15 protein-coding genes are annotated in these 22,806 nt (G+C 52.5%); 8 read left to right on the top strand and 7 right to left on the bottom strand.

Annotation, left to right across the window (positions count from 1 at the left end; genetic code table 11):
* Nucleotides 1-20 precede the first annotated feature (20 nt).
* The 6 genes from ACYU87_RS01545 to ACYU87_RS01520 form a co-directional block, all read right to left on the bottom strand.
* Nucleotides 21-2,777 (bottom strand): TonB-dependent receptor, encoded by a 2,757-nt coding sequence (locus ACYU87_RS01545; RefSeq protein WP_461132258.1) that lies wholly within the window; start codon nucleotides 2,775-2,777, stop codon nucleotides 21-23.
* Between the two features lie 393 nt (nucleotides 2,778-3,170).
* On the bottom strand, nucleotides 3,171-4,775 hold the full coding sequence (locus ACYU87_RS01540; RefSeq protein ID WP_461132257.1) for a tetratricopeptide repeat protein: 1,605 nt from the start codon (nucleotides 4,773-4,775) through the stop codon (nucleotides 3,171-3,173).
* A gap of 187 nt (nucleotides 4,776-4,962) precedes the next feature.
* On the bottom strand, nucleotides 4,963-5,691 hold the full coding sequence (locus tag ACYU87_RS01535) for a peptidase associated/transthyretin-like domain-containing protein (protein ID WP_461132256.1): 729 nt from the start codon (nucleotides 5,689-5,691) through the stop codon (nucleotides 4,963-4,965).
* Nucleotides 5,692-5,794: 103 nt separating this feature from the next.
* Entirely contained in the window at nucleotides 5,795-6,628 is an 834-nt protein-coding gene (locus ACYU87_RS01530; protein ID WP_461132255.1) for a phosphatidate cytidylyltransferase, read from the bottom strand.
* The gene (locus ACYU87_RS01525) at nucleotides 6,609-6,827 is read right to left on the bottom strand and encodes a putative signal transducing protein (RefSeq protein WP_461132254.1); all 219 of its coding nucleotides are present in this window, start codon (nucleotides 6,825-6,827) and stop codon (nucleotides 6,609-6,611) included. The genes ACYU87_RS01530 and ACYU87_RS01525 overlap by 20 nt, the downstream gene beginning before the upstream one ends.
* A gap of 64 nt (nucleotides 6,828-6,891) precedes the next feature.
* A complete protein-coding gene (locus tag ACYU87_RS01520; RefSeq protein ID WP_461133613.1) occupies nucleotides 6,892-7,782 on the bottom strand; it encodes a lysostaphin resistance A-like protein in 891 nt (296 codons plus the stop codon).
* Between the two features lie 243 nt (nucleotides 7,783-8,025).
* On the opposite strand from ACYU87_RS01520, the gene dusB reads away from it, so the two are divergent.
* The 4 genes from dusB (at nucleotide 8,026) to frr (ending at nucleotide 11,024) form a co-directional block, all read left to right on the top strand.
* Nucleotides 8,026-9,015: a tRNA dihydrouridine synthase DusB gene (dusB, locus tag ACYU87_RS01515; protein ID WP_461132253.1), complete on the top strand. Its 990-nt coding sequence runs from the start codon at nucleotides 8,026-8,028 to the stop codon at nucleotides 9,013-9,015.
* 79 nt (nucleotides 9,016-9,094) lie between these two features.
* Nucleotides 9,095-9,592: an acyl-CoA carboxylase biotin carboxyl carrier protein subunit gene (locus ACYU87_RS01510; protein WP_461132252.1), complete on the top strand. Its 498-nt coding sequence runs from the start codon at nucleotides 9,095-9,097 to the stop codon at nucleotides 9,590-9,592.
* A 42-nt stretch (nucleotides 9,593-9,634) separates the two neighbouring features.
* Complete coding sequence (pyrH, locus tag ACYU87_RS01505) at nucleotides 9,635-10,369, top strand: UMP kinase (protein ID WP_461132251.1); 735 nt, start codon at nucleotides 9,635-9,637, stop codon at nucleotides 10,367-10,369.
* 94 nt (nucleotides 10,370-10,463) lie between these two features.
* Nucleotides 10,464-11,024 carry a ribosome recycling factor gene (gene frr / locus ACYU87_RS01500; RefSeq protein WP_461132250.1) on the top strand — a complete coding sequence of 187 codons (561 nt, stop codon included), beginning with the start codon at nucleotides 10,464-10,466 and terminating at the stop codon, nucleotides 11,022-11,024.
* Nucleotides 11,025-11,109: 85 nt separating this feature from the next.
* Here frr and ACYU87_RS01495 read toward each other — a convergent pair whose 3' ends face one another.
* Nucleotides 11,110-11,364 (bottom strand): hypothetical protein, encoded by a 255-nt coding sequence (locus tag ACYU87_RS01495; protein WP_461132249.1) that lies wholly within the window; start codon nucleotides 11,362-11,364, stop codon nucleotides 11,110-11,112.
* A gap of 110 nt (nucleotides 11,365-11,474) precedes the next feature.
* Between ACYU87_RS01495 and ACYU87_RS01490 the strand changes: the two genes are divergently transcribed.
* The 4 genes from ACYU87_RS01490 to ACYU87_RS01475 all read left to right on the top strand — a co-directional run bounded on the left by ACYU87_RS01490 (nucleotide 11,475) and on the right by ACYU87_RS01475 (nucleotide 22,803).
* A complete protein-coding gene (locus ACYU87_RS01490; protein WP_461132248.1) occupies nucleotides 11,475-12,668 on the top strand; it encodes a glycosyltransferase family 2 protein in 1,194 nt (397 codons plus the stop codon).
* A gap of 197 nt (nucleotides 12,669-12,865) precedes the next feature.
* Entirely contained in the window at nucleotides 12,866-13,687 is an 822-nt protein-coding gene (locus tag ACYU87_RS01485; RefSeq protein ID WP_461132247.1) for a TolC family protein, read from the top strand.
* 9 nt (nucleotides 13,688-13,696) lie between these two features.
* Entirely contained in the window at nucleotides 13,697-15,886 is a 2,190-nt protein-coding gene (locus ACYU87_RS01480) for a GumC family protein (RefSeq protein WP_461132246.1), read from the top strand.
* A gap of 104 nt (nucleotides 15,887-15,990) precedes the next feature.
* Nucleotides 15,991-22,803, top strand: coding sequence for an amino acid adenylation domain-containing protein (locus ACYU87_RS01475; protein ID WP_461132245.1), 6,813 nt, complete (start codon nucleotides 15,991-15,993; stop codon nucleotides 22,801-22,803).
* Nucleotides 22,804-22,806 lie beyond the last annotated feature (3 nt).

The following is a 22,806-nucleotide window of genomic DNA, read 5'->3' as shown; positions in this document are numbered from 1 at the left end:
TGATTGGTTAGTAAACACGGTTAAAGTTTGTACCGTACGCCCAGCACGTAGGAGCGCTGGTAGTAATCGCGCCGGATAAGCGTTTTGCCCGACACATCCTGATTGGGCACATCCGAATTTTTCGGACTGGTATTGTTGATGAAAATCTCGGTGGGTGTATTCAGCAGGTTATTGGCCTTGGCAAACAGCAGGAAGCCCCCCCTGATGCGCTTTTCCAGCGATGCGTCCATCTGAATGAATCCCTTCTGATACAGGTCATTATCGACGAATTGAGACACCGTATTGATGCGTCCGCCGGTATAGCTGGCCGCTAGTTGACCATCCCATCCGTGCTGGCTGCTTTTGTAGAGAAGGGAAAGATTGGCCACGTGAGCTGACTGGCCGTATAGGGCGCGGGTCTGGTTTACCGTAATCGTTTGCAGGTCGCCCTGGGCGTTGCGGATACGCTTGGATTTGGGCGTTGTGATGCTGGAATTGGTATACGTGTAATTGGCCTTGAGGCCCCACTGCCGGAAGTATTTAATCGCATCGAGTTCCAGACCAACGTTGGTGGCGTTGCCGAAATTACCCGGTCCATAGTATAAATCCTGCCCCCGGATGGCGTCTTTCTGGAGCGTGTATTCAATCGGGTCCTGAAGGCGTTTGTAGAACAGGCCAACCATAAACTGCTCCAGTGGGCGCGGGAAAAACTCATACCGAAGATCGACGTTATCGGCAATGACCCGTTTCAGGTTCGGGTTACCGCGTTCCTGATACTCTTCGTTCACGATCCGGTAAGGAACAATCTCGAAGAAGCCGGGGCGGTTGAGTGAGCGGAAGTAAGACAGGCGCCAGTTCGTTGTTTCGCCAGGCCGGTACCGGATATGCAGACTTGGCAATACGTCCGTGTAAATCTGGCTCCCTACCGGCTGGTCTTCGCCAATCGGGAACTTCATTGCATAACCCTGGTTGGTGTGCTCGACCCGAACGCCACCGGTTATTTCCAGCGGCTGGTCGGTGGTGCGAAATTGCAGGTAACCCGAGGTCGTCGTCTCGCTGGCATCGTAGTTGAGGGCCGATGCCACTGAACCGAGAGGATTTTGTACGTTGTACGAAATTTGATTGTAGTCGGTGAAATCAACGCCGTACTGGGCAAACGGATTGGTTGGCCGTAGCGTGTAGTTGTTGTAAAAGTTAGTGCGCTGCTTGTCGCGGTAGAGGCCGCCCGCCATCCATTCTACGGGCACACCCGCCAGATTAGTTTTGAGGGTGAGGTTCAGGTAGCCCGCCAAGTCATTGTCGGAGTTATGTTCCCAGCGTCGGGCGCCATCCTGCACGGTTGTGCGCGATTCCGCAAAGTTCTTGCGGATACCCAGCAGGGAGATATAGGTCTGGTCGGGCACATCATTGGTCGCCAGCGAGTAAACCGCCGACCAGGTTAGGCCAAGAGTGGGTGTAAGCTGGTGGGTGCCTTGCAGGGTACTATTGTAAATGTGCTGCTTGGTTAGCCGCGAACGTGTTTCGTACCCCAGCGTTGCGTTGCCCAGTACCGGATCGAAACCACCGATGCCCAGTTCCGTTGATTTCGTCTCGCGAATCTGCTCATTCTTGAGGCTGATGAGGGCGTTGAACCACTGGATTTTAGCACGCTCATTCAGGCGAAAATCCATCTTGGCGTGAAGCCCAACTCGGGTCTGGTGTTCAGAATACTGCCGCTCGCTCTGTTTGTTCAGCGTTATTCCCGGTAGGGTATCAACAACATCGCCGTTGAAAAACAGGCTGTTGCTGCCCCGGAACGTGTTCTGTAAACTTCCGGCCAGCATGATGCCGAACCGCTGGTTGATGAAACGGTTGCCAATGGCAAAACTGCCAATCAGGTTTGGGGAAGGCGTATGACGGGTGTACGTGGTCGGGGCTTTGTTGAAGTCAGCGAACTTAGCACTGTACTGATTGCCGTATTGCTCGTAAGGCGATTGCGAATGGATGCTCGTCGCGTCGAAGCGCACAAAGGGTCGATTCAGGAATAATTCACTGTAACCCGTTGCCAGATTCGCCAGTACGGTCAACCGTTCCGGAGCATCTTTCATGACCATGTTGATGGCCCCACCCACGGCATCGCCTTCCATGCTGGGCGTCAGGGCTTTGTACACCTCCAGCCTCTCCAGGAGTTCGGCCGGAAAAATGTCGAGGGGTACGTAACGGTAGCGATTGTCGGGGCTGGGGATTTTCACGCCGTTGACGAGGGTATAATTGTAGCGCTTATCCATACCCCGCAGAATGGCATACTGACCATCGCCGTTGCTGTTGCGCTCAATGGAAATGCCGGACACCCGCTGGATGACATTGGCAACGGTTAAATCGGGCGACAGTTCGATGGTGCGCCCGGATACGATGTTGGTAACCTGCAGGGCATTTCGTTCGAGGTCGCGGGCCGTACGGTCGCTGGAGCCGTCCCGTTTCCCTTTCACGGTCACCTCCGCAATCTCCCGGTTCGATTCTGTTTCGAGCGGCAAATCCATCGTAAGCGTCTGGTCGTCGCTGTTGATAACGACATCGCGGGTTAATGTCCGGTAGGAGACGTAGCTGATGCGGATCTTATACGAACCGTTCGGGATATTCTTGAGGGCAAACGAGCCATCCAGCCCCGACACATTGTAGAATTTAGTGTTTTCAATGAGCAATGTCGCGCCAATGATAGGCTGGCCCGTTGTGGCGTCTACCGTTCTGCCCCGGATCGTACCCGCCAGAACGTCAAGTGCGGAAAGCAGGCAGATACCAGTCAGTAGTAGTCGATTCATCCGGTGTAACAGAATTGCAATTCTTCGTTTTGTGTTTACCCAGCCTTGTGTGGGATTGATGCGACAAAGGTGCGAGGAAGGCGAGGAACCGGACAAATTTGCCCCGTTAACAGGAAGGCAACAAGGGGATTCAGGGCGTTAACAGGCAGGAAGCATATTGTTGTAAGTATTTGTATAGTAGGTTGTTATACGGCTGTCTGTTAGCCATTATGTTATTGTTAACAAGCTGTTTCCTACTTGTTAAGAAGCAGTTTTGCCTGCTAAGCAAACTCAACTTCATCGGACGAAGACCACTTTCTCCGTGGTTCTTGGATCTTCATGGTGCGTGTCCTCACGAACGACGGGATGTACCGTACCCGATGACCTAGTCACCGCATGTAGTACAGGTATCAATTAAGCGGGGCTGTTTTCGGGGGCGGGTAAACGGTGAACCGAAAAGCTGTGGATGTAGGCCGAGAGCGATTCACCTTCGGATAAGCCGATTTTTTTGCGCAGGCGATAACGGGATACCCGAAGACTGTCGGAGGAGATGCCGAGCAAGGTGGCCATGTCAGCGGAATTGATGTTCATCTTCAGCAGAGCGATCAAGCGCAGATCGGTGGGGGTCAGGTCGGGAAATTGGCGGGCGAGCTGCTCGAAGAAGTGCGGATGTATCTGATCGAAAATACGGCGGAAATCATCCCAGTACTTATCCCGGTCAAAACTCTGGCCAATCTTCTCCAGCAACTGACGAAGCTGCTTTTTCTGGTCCCGTTTATCGTCCTTCAGGATAGCGGCCAGATCATCCTTGACGGCTTCGAGCACCTGATTTTTCTGAATAATCTGCAGCGTGTGTGACGTGAGTTCTTTTCCTTTTAGCTCCAGCTGACCCTTCAGGTTTTCTTCTTCCAGCTGTTTATTCTTCAACTCGGCGCGCATCAGCTCATGCTGTGTACTGAAAATCTGCTGGTTCTGCTGATTGATGGCCTGTTCATTCTGAATTTTCAACTGCTGCCGGCTGATAATAACAAAAGCCAGGCTGCCCAGCAACAGCAATACGACGCAACTGGCCGTAATGATAATCAGGTCCACCTGTTTCCGGGCATTCAACTGGGCTATCTCGCTGTCCTTCCGCTCGACATCGAACAACGACTGGAGCAGGATAATCTGTCGATTGTTTTCGACCGCGTAGATCTCATCCGTCAGATCACGACTCAGTTCAATGTATTTGTAGGCGCTATCGGGCTGGTTCAGGAGCCGATACGTTTTGGCGATGTCGCGGAGGGCCGCACTCAATTGATACCGTTCGCCTGTTTGCTGCGAGCGTTGTTGCGCCTGTCTCGATAACGCCATTCCCTGTTTATAGCGCCCCGTTTTTCGGAACACATCCCCTAAGTTGTTAATGATTTCGATCTGGCTGATCTGATCGTTTGTTTGCTGAGTGAGTATCAGTGCCTTCTGGTAATAAATGTGGGCTGAGTCATAGCGGGCTTCATCCTCGAAAATACTCCCCAGGTTCTCGTAGATTTTCGTCAGGCTGGCCGTGTCGTTTGCAATCCGGCTGTGAATAAGTGCCTGCTTCTGATAGTGATAGGCTTTTTTCAGATCCTGCCGTTTCTCGTAAATGTGACCAATGTTGGCGTAGGTCTGGGCGAGCCCTTTCGCATTCTGACTTTGCTGGTAGTACGTTAAAGCCTCCGTGAATTGAGCCAGCGCGCGTTCCGGCTGTTCATTGTAATAATAGACCGTTCCTAACTCGTTCTGATTGCTGGCCAGCCGCTGATCATCATGGGCGTTGCGGACTATTTTCTGGGCTTGCAGCAGGTAGTCAATGGCCTGCACGTAACTGCCTTGATGGTAAAGCAGCGTACCGATCTGTTGTAGATAGTTACCCTGAGCCAGTTCATCGTGCTGGGCAACGGCCTGATCCAGCTTGACTTTGATAAGCCGGTAAGCCGAATCCGGATACTGGCGAGATAGCAGCTCGGTGCCGATCAACGACTGGGCATAACCAGTCATCAGAGGGCTACAAATGAGAATCAGCAGCAACCACAGCCGTTGCCGGCAAGTAGCGGAAAGCAGCTTATCTGAACGGTACGGTTGATGGAAAGACAGATGACACATCCTCTAGGGATTCGATCGATCCTTAAAGATAGGCGTATTCAGAAGGGCGACTGTGAAGTTTATGTTATGGATGAACGAAACCTCAGTTTCCGTCCTGCAAAACGTCTTTTCGGGTCAGGTTTTCCCGCGGGGCCTTGTTGATTTCACTGCGCCATTCCTTTGTTTTAAGATCGCCCCGCTTGACAGATCGGATAAAGTTGGCCCAGGCAAAGGGGTTTGTAAAGGCAAACGTTGGCGTGGCACTGCGGCCAATAACCGATTCGCGCCCAAAAAACTGCTGATTCACAAAATTCTGGTGGTTAGCCAATGCGCCCATAGGCATGGTCGCGGCCTGCCGCATAATGGCTTCGGGGCTGGTATTGCGGGCCAGGTTTTCGCGTTCTTTTTCGTCGGGAAGTTTCAGGTTTACGAAAGCTTCTTTAAAAAGTTCTTCTGTAGCGTAAGGATAAACCTTTACTTCGGCCAGTGTTTTGACATCTTCTTGCAACGCTACGACCGCCGAATACGTAAGGTCAGTTAACCGGCGTGGAATGATGTGGTATTGCGTTCTGAAACCGACGTAACTAAAGATAACACTGTCACCCGGAAAAACGGGCAGGGCAAAATAGCCGTTAGGTGCCGACAGAACACCTTTTCCGGCTTTAGGAATATAGATGTAAGCACCGGGCAAGGCATCACTTGACTTACCGCCGGTGATAAAGCCCGTGAACGTGATTTGCCGCTCCTGCCCCTGCGCCCGCACGGTCGTGAAGAGTCCCGTCAGCGCAGACAATACCAGAATAAAGACAAACAACGTCAGTGACTTCTTCATAGACAACGTTACCATACTACAAAGTAAACGAGTAAAAGACCAGTAATGATTCGTGTTACCCGAATTTTAAGAAAGTTTATGACCCTATTTACGATCAACCGGTTTAAGCGAACAGCTTCAAAAACGTGATGATGAACGGGGCCGCCAGTAATAGCCCATCGAAACGATCCAGAAAACCACCGTGCCCCGGAATGCTGCTACCGGAATCTTTGATGGCAATACTGCGCTTGAACAACGATTCGACCAGGTCACCGTACGTACCCGTCACGACGATGATGCCTCCCACGCAGTACCATTGCCAGGGGCGCAGTTCGGGAGCCCAGAACGTAAGGCCCAGCGCCACAAGGGCCGCTGCGGCTGCCCCACCGATGCTACCTTCCCACGATTTTTTGGGCGATACCCGTTCGAAGAGCTTTCGGCGGCCAAACTTGGTGCCGGCGAAATAAGCACCAATGTCGCTCGCCCAGAGCAGAAGCAGGCAGCCCGTAATGATCATGGGGTGAAACGTACCTCCCCGAAGCGCCAGAATGATCAGCAGGGCAAATGGCATGGCTACGTAAATGATGCCCAGAAACGTGAACCCAATGTTGGTGAAGGGTTTCATATCCCGTTTTTTATACAGCTTGATCAAAAAAATCATAGACGAGGCCGGGCAGATGAGGAAATAATTTCCGGTGCCAATCTGGTCCGTTTCAACAAAATAGGCCAGCACGCAAATCATGGTGCCAACGACAGTTCCGTAGGCGGTCAGCGGTTCAAACCCATCGAGGCCAAGCAGCCGGTAAAACTCGCGTTGGGTAAGCGCGCTGACGATGCAGAACAGCAACGCAAACGTCCAGGCGTCGTACCAGATCATGAACAGAATAAACGGAACCCCGGCTACCGCGGCAATCACCCGCTGCTGAAGATTCGAAAGTTTAGCTAAACGTTGCTTCATTCTCAAGAATTACTTTAGCTAAGATAGCGTCCTGGGCCAATACATGTACCTCGCTTTTCCCCCAGCCAATGGTTGGATAACTGCTGCTTTGTTTATTAATAACCACCGCCGATATATCATGTTCAAGCAAGATTGCTTTGGCTAATTCGGCTCGGTGGGGCAATGGCGTTGAGTAAATTACTTCCCAGGCTTCTGTCATGGTACGTTAACGACTAAGAAATGATGCGTAAAAAACGTGAAGGCAACCCGCTAAAGCTGGTTACTCAATCGGTCAACGCTCGTTGCTGATTACGTTTCTGAAAATAGACCAGCAGGCCCAGCGTAATGAGTCCCGACACCAGAACGCCAGCCATCGGGATCGACTCGGTGCGTTCAATATCGACGGAAACCAGTTTCTTCTGGTGCATGTAGACCATGAGTACGGTAAACCCATTATTAACGAAGTGAGCCAATATGGGCACCCACAAATTACCCGACCACAGGTACAGATACCCAAACAGGGCACCGAGCAGCATGCGGGGGAAAAAGCCCAGAAACTGCACATGAATGGCACTGAACAGGGCAGCCGCCAGCCAGATACCGACGTGCGGATTACCGGTCCAGACAGTCAGGTTTCGCTGTAAGATGCCCCGAAAAAGCGTTTCTTCCCCAATGGAAGCAATAACGCCGATGACCAGCACGGCAATTATTAATTGGTCAGGGCCTTGGAACGTCGTCAGAAACTTGCTCATTCCTGCCAGGCTTTTCTCCTGATTACGCATCCATTGCTCTACCGGAGACAATGTTTCGGGCAGGTGCAGGTTTTGATTCCACTCGATGATGAGACTATCAAACGGCATAAAGCTGATAACGATCAGCACAACAAGGCCAATGCCTGCCACTGCCGAAACAGGCCGGTTATTGAACTGGTGCCAGGTTCGCCGTTCAATCCAATACCAGTACAGTAAGGAAGGGAGTAGATAGGTGCCCAGGTGATTGACCCCCTGAACCAGCATGAGTTCATACCAGCTACCTGATAAGGCAGCCGGATTACTAATTAATTGCTTGAGGTAAGCCTGGATTCCCGTAAAATCCATGCCTTTCGCGAGCGCAAGAATACCGAGCAACAAATAAGTACTGATAACTCCGCCAATGAGCACAAAACCAACCAGCATGGTCAGTCCGCCGATGGTTGGTGGCCTGGAAGAAGCGCCCTGGGGCGTATAACTTGGTTGCATAATTCGGGTAAATTTACAGACTAGTTCGCAGAAATCGTGCAAGGGAACCATTTCGGCCTTTGGATTGTGCTAAAACGAACATAAATAACCTGGGAAACAAGACCATTCAGGACGGTGTTCTCAGGAAGGCAAACATCAGTTACTTAATCAATAGGGGGGTTGAGGCCCCGATACGACTCAATGGTTTCGATTGGTACGATACAACTCCCGGATTTTCCGTTGCTGCTCGCTCCGATGGAGGATGTCAGCGATCCTCCTTTTCGCGCGGTTTGTAAAGCAAACGGCGCTGATTTGATGTACACCGAATTTATCTCGTCCGAAGGGCTCATTCGCGACGCGGCCAAGAGCGTTCAGAAGCTGGACATTTTCGAGTATGAGCGGCCTATCGGTATTCAGCTGTTTGGTTCGGATGTTGACACGATGGGTGAATGCGCACGCATCGCTACGCGGGCCAACCCCGACCTGATCGACATCAATTACGGGTGCCCGGTGAAGCAGGTTGCCTGCCGGGGGGCGGGCGCGGCTTTATTGCAGGACATTCCTAAAATGGTCCGCATGACCGAAGCCGTCGTTAACGCGACTCATTTGCCCGTAACCGTAAAAACGCGGCTTGGCTGGGACGATCGCACCAAAAACGTGGGCGACGTCGCCGAGCGCTTACAGGACATTGGTATCAAGGCGCTGACCGTGCATGGCCGTACCCGCGTGCAGATGTACAAAGGCGAGGCCGACTGGACACTGATCGGTCGGATCAAAGAAAACCCCCGCATTCAGATCCCCATCTTCGGGAATGGTGATATTGATTCGCCCGAAAAAGCGCTGGAGTACAAGAATCGGTACGGTGTGGATGGCGTCATGATTGGCCGGGCCAGCATTGGGCATCCCTGGGTATTCAATGAGATCAAGCATTTTGTTAAAACGGGTCAGCATCTGCCCGCGCCAACCGTTGCCGATCGGGTAGCCGTTTGCCGGCAGCATCTCGACTTTTCGATTCGCTGGAAGGGCGAAATTGTCGGGCTGTTTGAAATGCGCCGTCACTACGCCAATTATTTTAAAGGATTGCCCGATTTCAAACCCTACCGGATGCGACTGGTTACGATGGATTCGTACAGCGGGGTGAGCGCCATTCTCGATGAGATTCAGGAAAATTACCTGGTCGAACTTGTTTAATGTAGACGAAATAAAGTAAGTTGCTGGCATTCAACCCGGCGGCACTACCATCGCCTGTCAGCCAACACGCAAGAGCATTATGTACCAGACAACCCTGAACGATCAGCCCCTCACCGTCGATTTTACGGCTGATGGGCCACTCCTCAATAACGAACCGTTTGTGTGGGACCTGGTCAAAATCAGCGACCGCTCGTTTCACATACTTCACCAGGATCGGTCGTACACGGCTGAAGTGCTGGACGTGAACACGGCTGAAAAACAGGTGCGTTTGAAAATAAACGGGCACATTCACCACGTCCAGCTCAAGGATCGCTTTGACCTGTTGCTCGAAAAAATGGGCATGAGCAGTGCGGCAGGTACCAAGGTAAACGAACTGAAGGCACCCATGCCGGGCCTGATTGTCGGCATTGGCATTCAGCCGGGCGATGTGATCAGCAAAGGCGATAGCCTCCTGATTCTGGAAGCCATGAAAATGGAAAATAACCTGAAAGCGCCGGGCGACGGCACCGTAAAAGCGATACGCATTGCCAAAGGCGACCGAGTGGAGAAGGGCCAGGTGCTGGTGGAGTTTGTGTAAAAATTGCGCCCTTTTCTTATCTTTGCCCGCAAACTTTCCCTCATGACATCGCAAACAAAGTATAAACGCATCCTGCTCAAGCTGAGTGGGGAGGCTCTTGCTGGGCCGAACGGTTACAATATTGACCCGATTGTACTGGAGCAATACAGTCAGGAAATCAAACAGGTAGTTGACCTGGGAGTAGAGGTAGCCATTGTCATTGGCGGGGGTAATATCTTCCGGGGAGTATCCGGCGAACGTTCCGGAATCGACCGCGTACAGGGCGATTATATGGGTATGCTGGCAACGGTGATCAACGCAATGGCTCTCCAGAGTTCATTCGAGAAGCACGGCATGTATACCCGCGTGATGTCGGCCATCAAGATGGAGCAGGTTTGCGAACCCTACGTCCGTCGGCGGGCCGTGCGCCACCTCGAAAAAGGCCGTGTCGTTATTTTTGCGGCCGGTACCGGAAGTCCGTACTTTACTACCGACACAACGGCCAGTCTGCGGGCTATCGAAATCGAATCCGATGTAGTATTAAAAGGAACCAAAGTCGATGGTGTATATACCGCCGACCCGATGAAGGACAAAAGCGCTACACGGTATACGACCATTACCTTCGACGACGTTTACGAAAAGAAACTGAGCGTTATGGACTTGACCGCCTTTACACTTTGCCAGGAAAATAACCTGCCCATCATTGTTTTCAACATGAATACGAAGGGTAGCCTGTTCCGTTTGGTGCAGGGCGACGATGATCAGGGAACGCTCATCACCATGAAATTGCCGGAATAAAGTAGCTGACTTAATCTGTTTAATGAGTAAGGTGATTGAATCGACAAAGTAACCATTCTCTCATTCGCTCATTCACTCATTCAATTAGTAAGAAATGGAAGAAATTGAGTTATTTCTCGACGACGCAAAAGATACGATGGAAAAGGCGCTCAAGCACCTGGCCATCGAATTGACTAAAATCCGGGCGGGCAAGGCAAATGTTGGCATGCTCGATGGTATTCAGGTCGAATATTATGGAACGCTGTCTCCGCTGCACACAGTTGCCTCTGTAAACACCCCCGACGCCCGTACAATTGTTATCAAACCATTTGAGAAAAAACTCATTGGTGAAGTGGAAAAGGCCATTCGTAACTCCAACCTCGGCCTTAACCCAAACAACGACGGCGAACAGATTCGACTGAGCATCCCACCCCTCACCGAAGAACGTCGGCGCGATCTTGTAAAAAAGGTGAAGCAGGAAGTGGAAACGGCCAAGGTCAATGTGCGAAACATCCGGAAAGAAACAAATGACGATATCCGGAAGCTGACCAAGGAAGGAGTGTCGGAAGACGCCGTTAAAGTGGGTGAAGAGCGGGTTCAGAAATTGACCGATGCCTTTATTGCTCGGGTCGATGAAACTTTTGTTGCTAAGGAAAAAGACATTATGGTGGTGTAAGTTTTTTGGTTACAATCACCCATAAAAAGGAAAGCCCGCCGGACATCTGTCTTGGCGGGCTTTCCTTTTTATGGGAGCGAGCGGGTCAGTTCATTCGCCGGATAGCGGCTTTAACGTAATTCCGGGCGTTTTGACTGATAACATCGTCATCAACCTGTACGATTCGCTCTCCCCGATGCCTGTAAGGCCAGACCTCCCCCGTCAGGAGGTCAAACGTACCATAGGGCAGTAGTTCGTAGGCCTCGTAACCCCAAAATAGGAAGTCAACGGCATCGGTAAGGCTATCAAACCCTACGGCATACCCAATTTCCTGCTGAGCGAAAACCGCGATGTAACGCATACTACTATGTACGCAGGAATGGTAGGTTGGGTTGCGTCGCTTTTGTGACCTGTTGCCGAATTACTGGTCAAAAACAGAAAGAAAATACCCACCAGCCTTAGGGTTTACCTATGACCATTGCCTACGTCGCCTACCTGATTTTACTCGGAATTGTTGCCTTAAATGTCCTTTACTGGCTTGTATTCTCCATTGCTGGCCGTCTGGGCCGCGCTGACGATGCGCCTGCCGATCCGGCAACATCGGTCTTTCGGAAAATAGGCGTTCTCATTCCGGCCTACAAAGAAGATGCCGTCATTGTTGAATCCGTTACCGAAAATCTGAAACAAAAATACCCCGCTGATCGCTACGATCTGATCGTGATTGCCGACTCGTTTCAACCCAGCACCCTGGCAAAACTCGCCACGTTACCCGTCAACGTGCTGCAGGTTTCTTTTGAGGTATCGACGGTAGCGAAGGCCATCAATGCGGCCTTATCGCGGCTGCCGCTGGAGCAGTATGATATTCTGGTGGTATCGGATGCGGACAACCACATGGCCCCCGATTTTCTGAGCCGCATTAATCAGGCATTTGCCCAGGGCTGGAAAGCCATCCAGGGTCACCGGGTGGCCAAAAACATCAACACAAGTGTTGCCATTCTGGACGCGATCAGTGAAGAGATCAACAACCATGTGTTCCGCAAAGCGAGTCGCGTACTGGGACTTTCATCGGCCACCATCGGGTCGGGAATGGCGTTCGAGCCGGGACTGATGAAAGAGGCTATGTCTACGCAGCACACCATCGGTGGTTACGACAAAGAACTGGAAACGAACATCGTCCTGAGCGGCCATAAGATTGGTTACCTCGAAGATGCCTTTATTTATGATGAAAAGGTTGCTAACCGGGCCGTGTTTGAAAACCAGCGTACCCGCTGGATTGCCGCTCAATGGCAGTTTCTCACATTCTATTTCTGGCGGGGAATCACAGAAATGGCGCGGGGTCAGTTCGCCAGCGGGTTCAAAGTGCTACAGGCTGTTTTTCTGCCTAAAATTCTGCTCCTGGGTGTCTTGTTGGTCTGTATCGTAGCGGGTCTGCTGAGTGGTAATGCGAGTCTTTGGGAAATTCCTCTCGGGCTACTGATTGCGCTTTGTGGTAGCTTGATGATTGCCGTACCCACTCATCTGTGGAAACGGATTACGTTCCGGGAGTTGCTGCTCGTGCCGCTGTTGTTACTCAGTTTTGTCCGGGCGGTTCTGAACATGCGTAAGGCTTTCAAACGGTTTATGCACACGCCACATACAAGCACAACGGGAACAACTGTATCTTAATTGTTTTCATTTTGTGACAATCGGAACATAAAGCAGTCAGAATAGGTAAGGAAATTGACAAAGGAACGAGGTGAAATAAGCGATCAAGTCTATTTAATGCACCATTTGATAAACAATTGATTATTTGACGCTTTTGTCTCCCTACTTTGTGTAATCACGACTAACGTGGCAAGCATAGACACGTGGCACTGTAAATCATGTTCAGGATAAAATCGAGTTTTTTCACCGTAATCAGGAAGGCAAGCGTCGTTGTCATTGTAGGTCTGCTAACGTTTTCCGTCTGCTCCGGCCAAAGCCGGGGAGGGCGTGGACTGGTATCGTTCGGTCCGTCATCCGGTTTAGCCGACGATACCTTATACTTGGATATTAATCAGGATGTGGCCGTTCAATTGTTGCCGTTCGACGACATCATGAAAGTGGCCGTGTCGCATTCACCCCTCATCAAATACCAGAATGAGGTGTCTAACTCGCTAAATTCATCGTACGAAGTAGCCAAACGCCAGATTTTGCAGAATGTCGCTGGCTTTGTCAACTACTCAACGGGTGATCAGTCTATCGTATCCTCCGGTTCAGCCTCCATACCGGGTCGGGATGCGCTCGGGCAGATTTCGAACGGATACCGGGTAGGTGTTGACGTCAGGCTACCCCTGTATGACCTGTTTGGCCGCAAGCACCAGGTAAAGCAGGCGTATTCGAATTACAAAGCATCGGTTATCCAGCGGGACGTTGTTGAGCTGCAATTAAAGCAAAGTCTGATTGGCATTTATCAGGACATGATTACAACGCAGCAGCTGTTGAAAATAAACCTGATTGATGAACAGGCGTCTCTAACGGCGTTGCGCGTGGCTGAGGTTGAGATTCAGAAGGGACGTACAACGGCCGATGCGCTGGCCCTTATCACGAGCCGGTATGTGCAGGCAAAAACGGCATCGGAACAGGTTAAGGGTAGCTTTCTGAAAAATGTTCACTACTTCGAAGCGCTGGTAGGTATGCCTATTCAGCGGTTGAAACGTAACTAAACGAATAGTATGTCGATCGACGTCTTTTTGCGCTTATTAAAACAGCACATCCTCTGGTTTGTCCTTATTCCTTGCTTGACGGCGGGTATGGCGTACTTTGTTACGCGCAATGAACCCAAGGTGTATAAATCACAGGCAACGCTGTATACGGGTCTGGTATCTCGTTACTCGCTGCTGTCGGATAAGCAGAACTCGTTCACCGACCGGTCGGCCAGTGCGTTCGACAATATCCTGACGACGCTTAATTCGCGGGAAACCCTGCTCCAGATCGGGATCGGCCTGTTGAGCGACCACCTGCGTCTTCGTCAGCCGGATACCCTCGTGCTGGGAAGCGCCGGTTTTCAAAAGTTGCACCAGGCACTGACCCCCGATTGGCAAAACCTGTACTTTATCGCGGGCGACTCGGTCCTGCTGCATCGCACCATTGATAGCCTGGCTAAATCGAAGACCGATAACCCGATAAAAACTCTGTTGCTGAAATCAGACTCGTACTACTCCATCAGCCGGTTGGGTGAGAACATTAAAGCAACCGCGCGGAAGAGCACTAATGACGTTATGCTGATGGAATACGAGTCCGACGATCCGGCCGTATCCCAGCGTACGCTCACCCACGCCATCAACATTCTGAACAGCCGGTATTCCACGCTCAAAACCTCCGAAACGAACTCGGTAGTCGGGTACTACGAAGACAAACTGCAGAAAGCCAAAGATAAACTTTCGCAGGCCGAAGCGAACCTGCGGGCGTTTAGCGCCAAACACCAGGTGCTTGACTACGACGAAGAAGCCCGGAATGTAGCGTCGTCCCGTGAGGCACTTGACAATGAGTACAACCAGGAGTTGATGCGCAAAAATGCCGCAAAAGCATCCCTGGATGCGCTTAACCGGCGTATGGGCCAGCAGGGAAATATTCGCTCGGCGAACAATGACCTGTCCGACAAACAGAAGAAACTGACCGATGTTGAAAATAAATTAGCCAATGCCCGCGCGTACGGCCAGCCCAAAAGCGTGATCAATCAGTTACAGGCCAGCGTCGTGCAGGCGCAGGAAGAACTGAAAACGAGCGCCCAGAAATACGACGCAGCCGCCAACTCGTCCGACGCCATTCCCACCCAGACGATGGCCAACGACCGGTTATTGAAATCGCTGGAATATGAGGAATCGACTGCCCGGCTAGCCTTGTACAAGAAACGCATGGCGGAGTTCCAGGCGAAAACCAACGAGTATGGCCCGCTGGGGTCACAGCTTCGCGAGTTGAACCGGGATCTGGCTGTTTCCGAAAAAGCCTACCTTGATTTACTGCAAAATGTAGATCAGTCGAAAACAAAGCGGCAGGACGTGTCGATCGGCGGAACGCTCGAAATCATTGATGCTCCCGATTTCCCGCTTGAACCGCTGTCGTCCAAGCGTTCGCAGCTGATTATGGTTGGGTTGGGCGTAGGTATTTTCATTGCGCTGTTGCTGACGGCCCTGCGTTTCTGGCTGGACAAACGAATTCAATCGCCCGAGCAGGCCGAAGCGCTGGTGGGAATGCCTGTTACGGCCCTGTTCCCGACGGTGAAGAAACCACTGGTTTACTCAAGAACGACCCGCGCATCGCGGAGCATGTTCGAGCAGCTTTTCAACGCCATCAACATTGAGGTATCGCAAAATTCTGCCAAGTCCTATCCACCCGTCATTACCCTGTTCAGCATCCGCTCGAAACAGGGAAAAAGCTGGGTTGCCAACGGGTTGACGCAGTTGTACGATGTTGCCGATCAGAGAGTAGCGTATTGCTACCCACGGGCAACGGGTAGAGAGCAGCGGGAGCAGCAGCGGAACGTAACATTTTTCCCCTACACCATTCGCCCCGATTTTATGAATGTAACGGGCATCGAATACCTGATCGATTACAGCTACGGCTTCGACATCACCCAATACGACCGTATCATTCTCGAAATACCCGCGTTGATCAACAACCAGATTCCGTCTTATCTCCTCAAAGGAAGCGCCCTGTCGCTACTGGTCATTGATGCTAACAGCCCCTGGGCGCGTGCCGAGAAACAACTGCTCAGCATGTACGTACGGACAACCAATCAACCAATCTTAACGGTATTGAACCGGGTTGAAGGCAACTACGTCGATGTGCCGCGCCAGGACGATGCCATACAACTGCCGGTGAACAAAGATCGTTCCGAGCAAACTCAGCGTACTTTTCTGTAAATTAATTAATACCAGGCGATTAGTAAACGGAACAACGCGTTGGGCTACTGAACAATAGCCCAACGCGACAGCTGAATACTAGTCATACTTAATTTGTTAGCGGTATGCGTGTTTATGTCGACAAAGCCGTAGTCCGGGATAGTGCTGGCCCACCGTTTGTTCATCAACTGGTCGATCAGATTGTTGCCGAATATCCGAATCGACCGGCCGTCGTTTACGGGAATCAGTCGCTGACGTACGATCAACTGAATAGCCGGGCCAACCAGCTTTGTCAGGCTATTGTGCAGGCGGATGCAGGGGCCAAACTGATTGGGGTGAGTACCTCGCGTAACCTAGACATGGTGGTTGGGGTGCTGGCTATCCTAAAGGCGGGCAAAGCCTATTTACCCCTTGATCCTGCCTACCCTGAGCAACGTTTACGGAAAATCGTTGCCGACTCGGGCCTGCGTACGGGCGTGACAACCGCCCGGGATAAAGACTTGTTCGAACAGCTGGGCCTGGCAACTGTCTCATCTGATACCACGTACATAAACACTTCCCAGCCGGTTCCGCACCAGGGAAGCACGGCCTACGTGCTGTACACATCCGGGTCGACCGGAAACCCGAAAGGTGTTTGCATGGGACACGGCCCGCTCATGAACCTGTTGCAGTGGCAGACTGAAAATTCGGTGGCTGGTCCGGGCACGAAAACATTGCAGCTGGCTCCGCTCAGTTTCGACGTTTCTTTCCAGGAAATATTCGCTACTCTCTCAACGGGTGGAACGCTGATTCTTGTCGAGGAAACCTTGCGGCTTGATCTGAATGCGCTGTTGCAGTTTATTGATGCACAATCAGTCAACAGGCTGTTTCTGCCGTTTGTTGCCCTGCAGTATCTGGCCGAAGCGGGCGTGAGCCTCAATCAGTTTCCGGAAAATCTTCGCGAAGTCATGACGGCCGGTGAACAGCTGAAGATCACTCCTCAGATCGCCCGTTTTTTTTCGGAATTACCGGACTGCGTTCTCTACAACCAGTATGGACCCACCGAGTGCCACGTCGTCACGCAGCTCAAACTAGATGGAAATCCGGCGGAATGGCCTCATTTGCCCACCATCGGGTATGTCATTGACAACGTAAACCTGACTATTGTCGATGAAAACCTGGCTTGTTTGCCCAATGGCGAAGCGGGTGAATTGTGCTTTAGCGGGGCCTGTCTGGCCGAAGGATATCTAAACCAGCCTGCTCTCACAGACGAGAAATTCATTTCGTTGAATACGCCGTCAGCGACACAGACCGTGCGGGCTTACCGGACGGGTGATCTGGGTCGTTTTTTGCCGGATGGCCGTGTTGAGTTCCTGGGTCGTCGGGATGATCAGGTAAAAATTCGGGGTCACCGGGTCGAACTGGGCGAGATTGAGGTTATTCTGAATCATACGGCAGGGATTAAGCAGGCCGTTGTGCTGGCGCGGGAAACCGCCGATGCCCAGAAACAACTGATTGCTTATTTGATTGCCAGTCCGGCATATACCGATACGGCAACCATTCGCCGGGAGCTTGAGCAGCGACTGCCCGAATACATGATGCCGTCGGCCTTTGTCTGGATGGACGAGTTTCCGAAGACCAGCAGCGGTAAAGTCGATAAAAAACAGCTCCCTGAACCCAGCCGGGACCGGCCCGAACAGACGTCGGCCTACCGAAAGCCCAGAACGAAACTGGAGCAGACCATTGCCGGCATATGGAGTACGCTACTGCGAATCGATAAAATCGGGTTGGATGATAATTTCTTTGAGTTGGGCGGCAATTCGCTCCTGGCTCAGAAAACCGTAGCCGCCCTGGCTCATGAGCAGTATGTGCTGCCCGTCACGAAGCTGTATCAATACCCGACTGTAGCGGGTATCGTCCTCTATTTACACCCTAAATCGTCAGCTGACCCAAAGCGACTGTCTGCTGGTCGTGCCGTACCAGAACGTACCGCTGAAAATCAGTCGGCGGATGTCGCGGTGATTGGCATGGCTGGCCGGTTTCCGGGCGCCAATACCATCGACGAATTATGGGACGTGTTGACGTTGGGCAAAGAGACAACCCGTTTCTTTACCGATGCCGAACTCGATGCATCGGTGCCTGATGCACTCCGAAACGACCCGATGTATGTGAAGGCGCGTGGAGTCATTGAAGGAGCAGACCAGTTCGATGCACAGTTTTTCGGTTTAACGCCCAGTACGGCCCAACTGATGGATCCGCAACAGCGGGTCTTTCTGGAAATTGCCTGGGAAGCGCTCGAACAGGCCGGCTACCTGCCCCAGCAATACGCTGGTCGGGTTGGGGTATTTGCTGGAAGCGGAAACAATACGTACTACCAGAACAACATTCTGGGCCATAAAGACCTGATCAACCAGGTGGGTGCCTTTCAGGTAATGACCCTGAACGAAAAAGATTACATAGCCTCGCGCACGGCCTACCAACTCAACCTGAAAGGGCCAGCCGTGAGTGTTTACTCCGCTTGCTCAACATCGCTACTGGCTATCACACAGGCTGTTCAGAGTATTCGCGACGGGCAGTGTGAGGTAGCGCTGGCAGGAGGTGCCAGCATTACAACACCGATCAACAGCGGTCATCTATATCAGGAAGGGGTGATGCTGAGCCGGGATGGGCACTGCCGGTCATTTGATGCCGACGCCCAGGGAACCGTTTTCAGCGATGGAGCCGGGGTCGTTTTGCTGAAACGTCTGGATGCCGCCCGCCGGGATGGCGATACCATCTACTCGGTCATAAAAGGCATTGGCGTAAACAACGATGGCGGGGGTAAAGGGAGTTTTTCGGCACCTAATGCCGATGGCCAGGCCGGAGCTATCGCCATGGCTATTGCCGATGCGGATATTGACCCGGCTACAATCAGTTATGTTGAAGCGCACGGAACGGCAACGCCGTTGGGTGATCCCATCGAAATAGAGGGACTTACGCAGGCGTTTGGCGAACAGGATCAGAAACAGTACTGCGCTATCGGCTCCATCAAGAGCAACATGGGTCACCTGACCCAGGCGGCTGGCGTAGCAGGCTTCATCAAAACCACGCTGGCGCTGTACTACCGGCAAATACCCGCATCGCTTCATTTTTCGACGCCCAACCCAGTCATTGATTTCACCAACAGTCCGTTTTTTGTCAACACAATCCTGCGTGACTGGGCATTGCCGGATAATGAACCGGTGGGTGATGAGACGGATCCCCACCGGACGACTCCACGTCGGGCGGGGGTGAGTTCGTTCGGGGTAGGTGGTACAAATGTGCACGTGGTTTTGGAAGAATTTAAACCGGAAATTCCTGTCTCTGACGATGGACAACCCGAAAATACGGGTGAACAAACGGCAAACGGGACAATTTCATGCCGGACAAATTCACGCAGGGCACAGTTAATGACGTGGTCGTCGAAGTCATTGAGCAGCCAGAAAGCATACGCCCGCCAACTCGCCGAAACACTGGAGCGGGATGAATCGATGGAGCTAGCTGATGTAGCGTTTACGCTCCAGACAACCCGGCCTGATTTCAACCATCGCTCCTTTATCGTGGCTACGTCGAAAGACGAGCTGATCGAAAAATTAAAGGCCGAACCCACAACGCAAAGAGCAGACGGAAGTCCCGAAGAACTAGTTTTCCTGTTTCCGGGTCAGGGGTCTCAGTACCTCAACATGGGTCAAATGCTGTACGAGCAGGAGATCGTATTCAGAGATGCCGTCGACCAATGCGCCTACCTGCTGGCAGATCAGGTAGACCTGGACATTCGGGAGGTCATGTACCCCGAAGTGCCTACTTCCGAAGCCGAGCAGCGGCTGAAAAATACGCGGTATACCCAGCCCGCGCTGTTTATTACCGAATACGCCCTGGCGCAGTTGTGGATGAGTTGGGGTATCCAGCCTTCCGTCTTTTGTGGGCACAGCATCGGTGAATTCGTGGCGGCTCATCTGGCGGGTGTGTTCTCGCTGGCCGATGCCCTGACGCTGATTGCCGCTCGCGGAAAAATGGTGAGCCAACTGCCGCGCGGAGGAATGCTTTCCGTCAGGAAGGAAGCCGCCCAGGTGCAGGCCATCCTCCCCGAAACGCTGTCTATGGCGGCCATCAACAGCCATAGCCTTTGCGTCGTGGCTGGCCCCGACGAGCACATCGCCGATTTCTCCCGGCTGCTGGACGAGCGCGAAATACCGAATCAGCCGCTGGCAACGAGCCATGCGTTTCATTCCAGGATGATGGACCCCATTGTCGATGCCTTCGCGAAGGTGGTGGCGGGGGTAGGGTTGCATCGTCCGAAAATGCCGATCGTCTCCACCTGCACGGGTACCTGGCTGACGGATGCCGAAGCCGTCGATCCGCACTACTGGGCCACGCATCTGCGTTCGACGGTTCGTTTTTCGGAGGCCCTCGATACGATTTTTACGGTTGAGAAGCCGCTTCTGCTGGAGGTAGGCCCCGGCCATGTTACAGCAACCCTTGCCCGCCAGCAAGCCGGCAAAAAGGCCGTAACGATTCTTGCCGGGCTACCCAACCAGCCGGATTGGGTAAAAGCCAGCCAATCTATTGTGACGACGCTTGGCCAACTCTTTCTAAATGGAACAGAGCCTGACTGGAAAGCCTTTTATGCCGGACAGAAGCGCACGAAAGTGAGGCTGCCAACCTATGCTTTTTCTAGAAAACGGTGCTGGCTCGACCCCGTTCGCGTGGAGCCAGCACCGACTACAGCTCCTGATCAACCGGTCTTGTCTGCCGGGAGCGAGATGCTTGCCGATGTGAGCCCAACGCTCTACCCTACGACTGACCATAAACACACCACCATGAGAAAAGAGGCCTTGCTCTCAAAAGTGAATCAATTATTGGAAGATGCGTCCGGTATCGATATGGTTGGGGTAGCCCCTACAACCAGTTTTCTGGAAATCGGCTTCGATTCGCTGCTGTTAACGCAGGTGGCGCTGAATCTGAAGAAAGAGTTCAGCCTGCCCATTACCTTCCGGCAGCTGACCTCGACGTACACGACACCAGAACAACTGGCTGGTTATCTGGATCAGATGATGCCCGCTGACGTGCCTCAACCAGTTTCGCAACCCGCGACAATGCCCGTATCTGTACCGACTCCAGCGCCTGCTCCGGTTAGTTATCCTGAGCGCAGCAGTCAGCCAGCGGTAGCCTTTGCGCAAAACGATACGGCTCTTGGGTTAATTGCCCAACAACTGCAACTCATGGCAAAACAGGTGGCGCTGCTTCAGGGTGGCGTCCCGGAGATCATGCCTCAGGCACCAGCGCCCGTACCGGCACCTGTCACGCCCGTATCACCGGTGCCGTCGGTGAGCGTAGCACATGACCCCGTCGCTGCGGATAGTGCCTTAACGCCGGAAGAAAAAGTCGAACTGAAAAAACCGTTCGGAGCCACCGCCCGAATTGATCGGCAGGCGTCGGCGTTAACGCAGAAACAACAGGATTTTCTGGCCCAGCTCATCCAGCGATACAATCAGAAAACGAAGGCCAGCAAAGCGTACGCGCAACAGCATCGCAGCCATATGGCCGACCCCCGGGTCGTATCGGGGTTTCGTCCGCTCACCAAAGAAATCGTTTATCCGCTGGTTGTGAACCGTTCCAAGGGAAGCCATTTGTGGGACATCGACGGCAATGAGTACATCGATGCGCTGAATGGCTTCGGCTCTAATCTGTTCGGTTATCAGCCTGACTTTATTAAAGAAGTTTTACATGAACAAATTGAAAACGGGTACGAAGTTGGTCCTCAGCATACCCTGGCCGGTGAAGTAAGCCAGCTTATTTCGGAATTGACCGGCATGGACCGCGTAGCCCTCTGCAATACGGGATCTGAAGCCGTTTTAGGCGCGATGCGAGTGGCACGAACGGTAACCGGCCGCTCTCTGATTGTTGCGTTCTCCGGTTCTTATCACGGTATTGTTGATGAGGTGCTGGTTAGAGGAACGAAAAAACTAAAGTCTTTCCCGGCGGCTCCCGGCATCATGCCTGAGTCGGTGCAGAACATGCTGATTCTGGATTATGGAACCGACGAAAGCCTGAAGATTATCCGCGAGCGCGCCCACGAACTGGCTGCCGTACTGGTTGAACCTGTCCAGAGCCGTCGCCCGGAATTTGTGCCGATTGCGTTTTTAAAGGAAGTACGAGCCATTACAGCCCAGTCGGGAACCGTGCTGATTTTCGATGAAGTCATTACGGGCTTCCGTACGCATCCCGGCGGTACACAGGCCCTGTTCGGCATCAAAGCCGACCTGGCGTCGTACGGGAAAGTCGTGAGCGCGGGTCTGCCCATTGGTGTCATCGCGGGTAAGCGGGACTACATGGATGCCCTGGACGGCGGTTTCTGGCAGTACGGCGATGCGTCCGTACCTGAAGTTGGCGTGACGTATTTTGCCGGTACCTTCGTCCGCCATCCGCTGGCCCTGGCTGCGGCAAAAGCGGCTCTGGTGCATATGAAAAAAGCGGGTCCGCAGCTACAGGCCGATCTGACAAGAAAAACCGACCGGTTGGCCAAAGCTATGAACAACGTTATTACCCAGTGGCAATTGCCTATGCTGGTGGCCAGTTTCGGTTCGTTGTGGAAGATCAAGTTTAACGAAGAGTCGGCTTATTCCGAACTGCTGTTTACGCTGATGCGGGAAAAGGGAATCCACATCTGGGATGGTTTTCCCTGTTTTCTGACCGAAGCCCATACTGAAGCCGAAATAGACACGATCATTCACCACTTCACCGAGAGTTTGCGAAGCTTACTGGCCGCCGGTTTTTTGGGCGGCAGCAAAATGGCTGCGCCGACAAATGACGCAACGGTTGACAAGACAACTCCGCCTGCCCCTGGCGCCCGGTTAGGTCGTGACCGATCGGGCAATCCGGCCTGGTTCATCCCGAATCCGGAGCAACCAGGTAAATACTTGCAGGTTGAACTAAACTGAGTA

The organism is Spirosoma lituiforme (assembly GCF_054776635.1).
The sequence above is the reverse complement of the archived record's forward strand: the minus strand, read 5'-3'. Positions and strand labels throughout refer to the sequence as shown.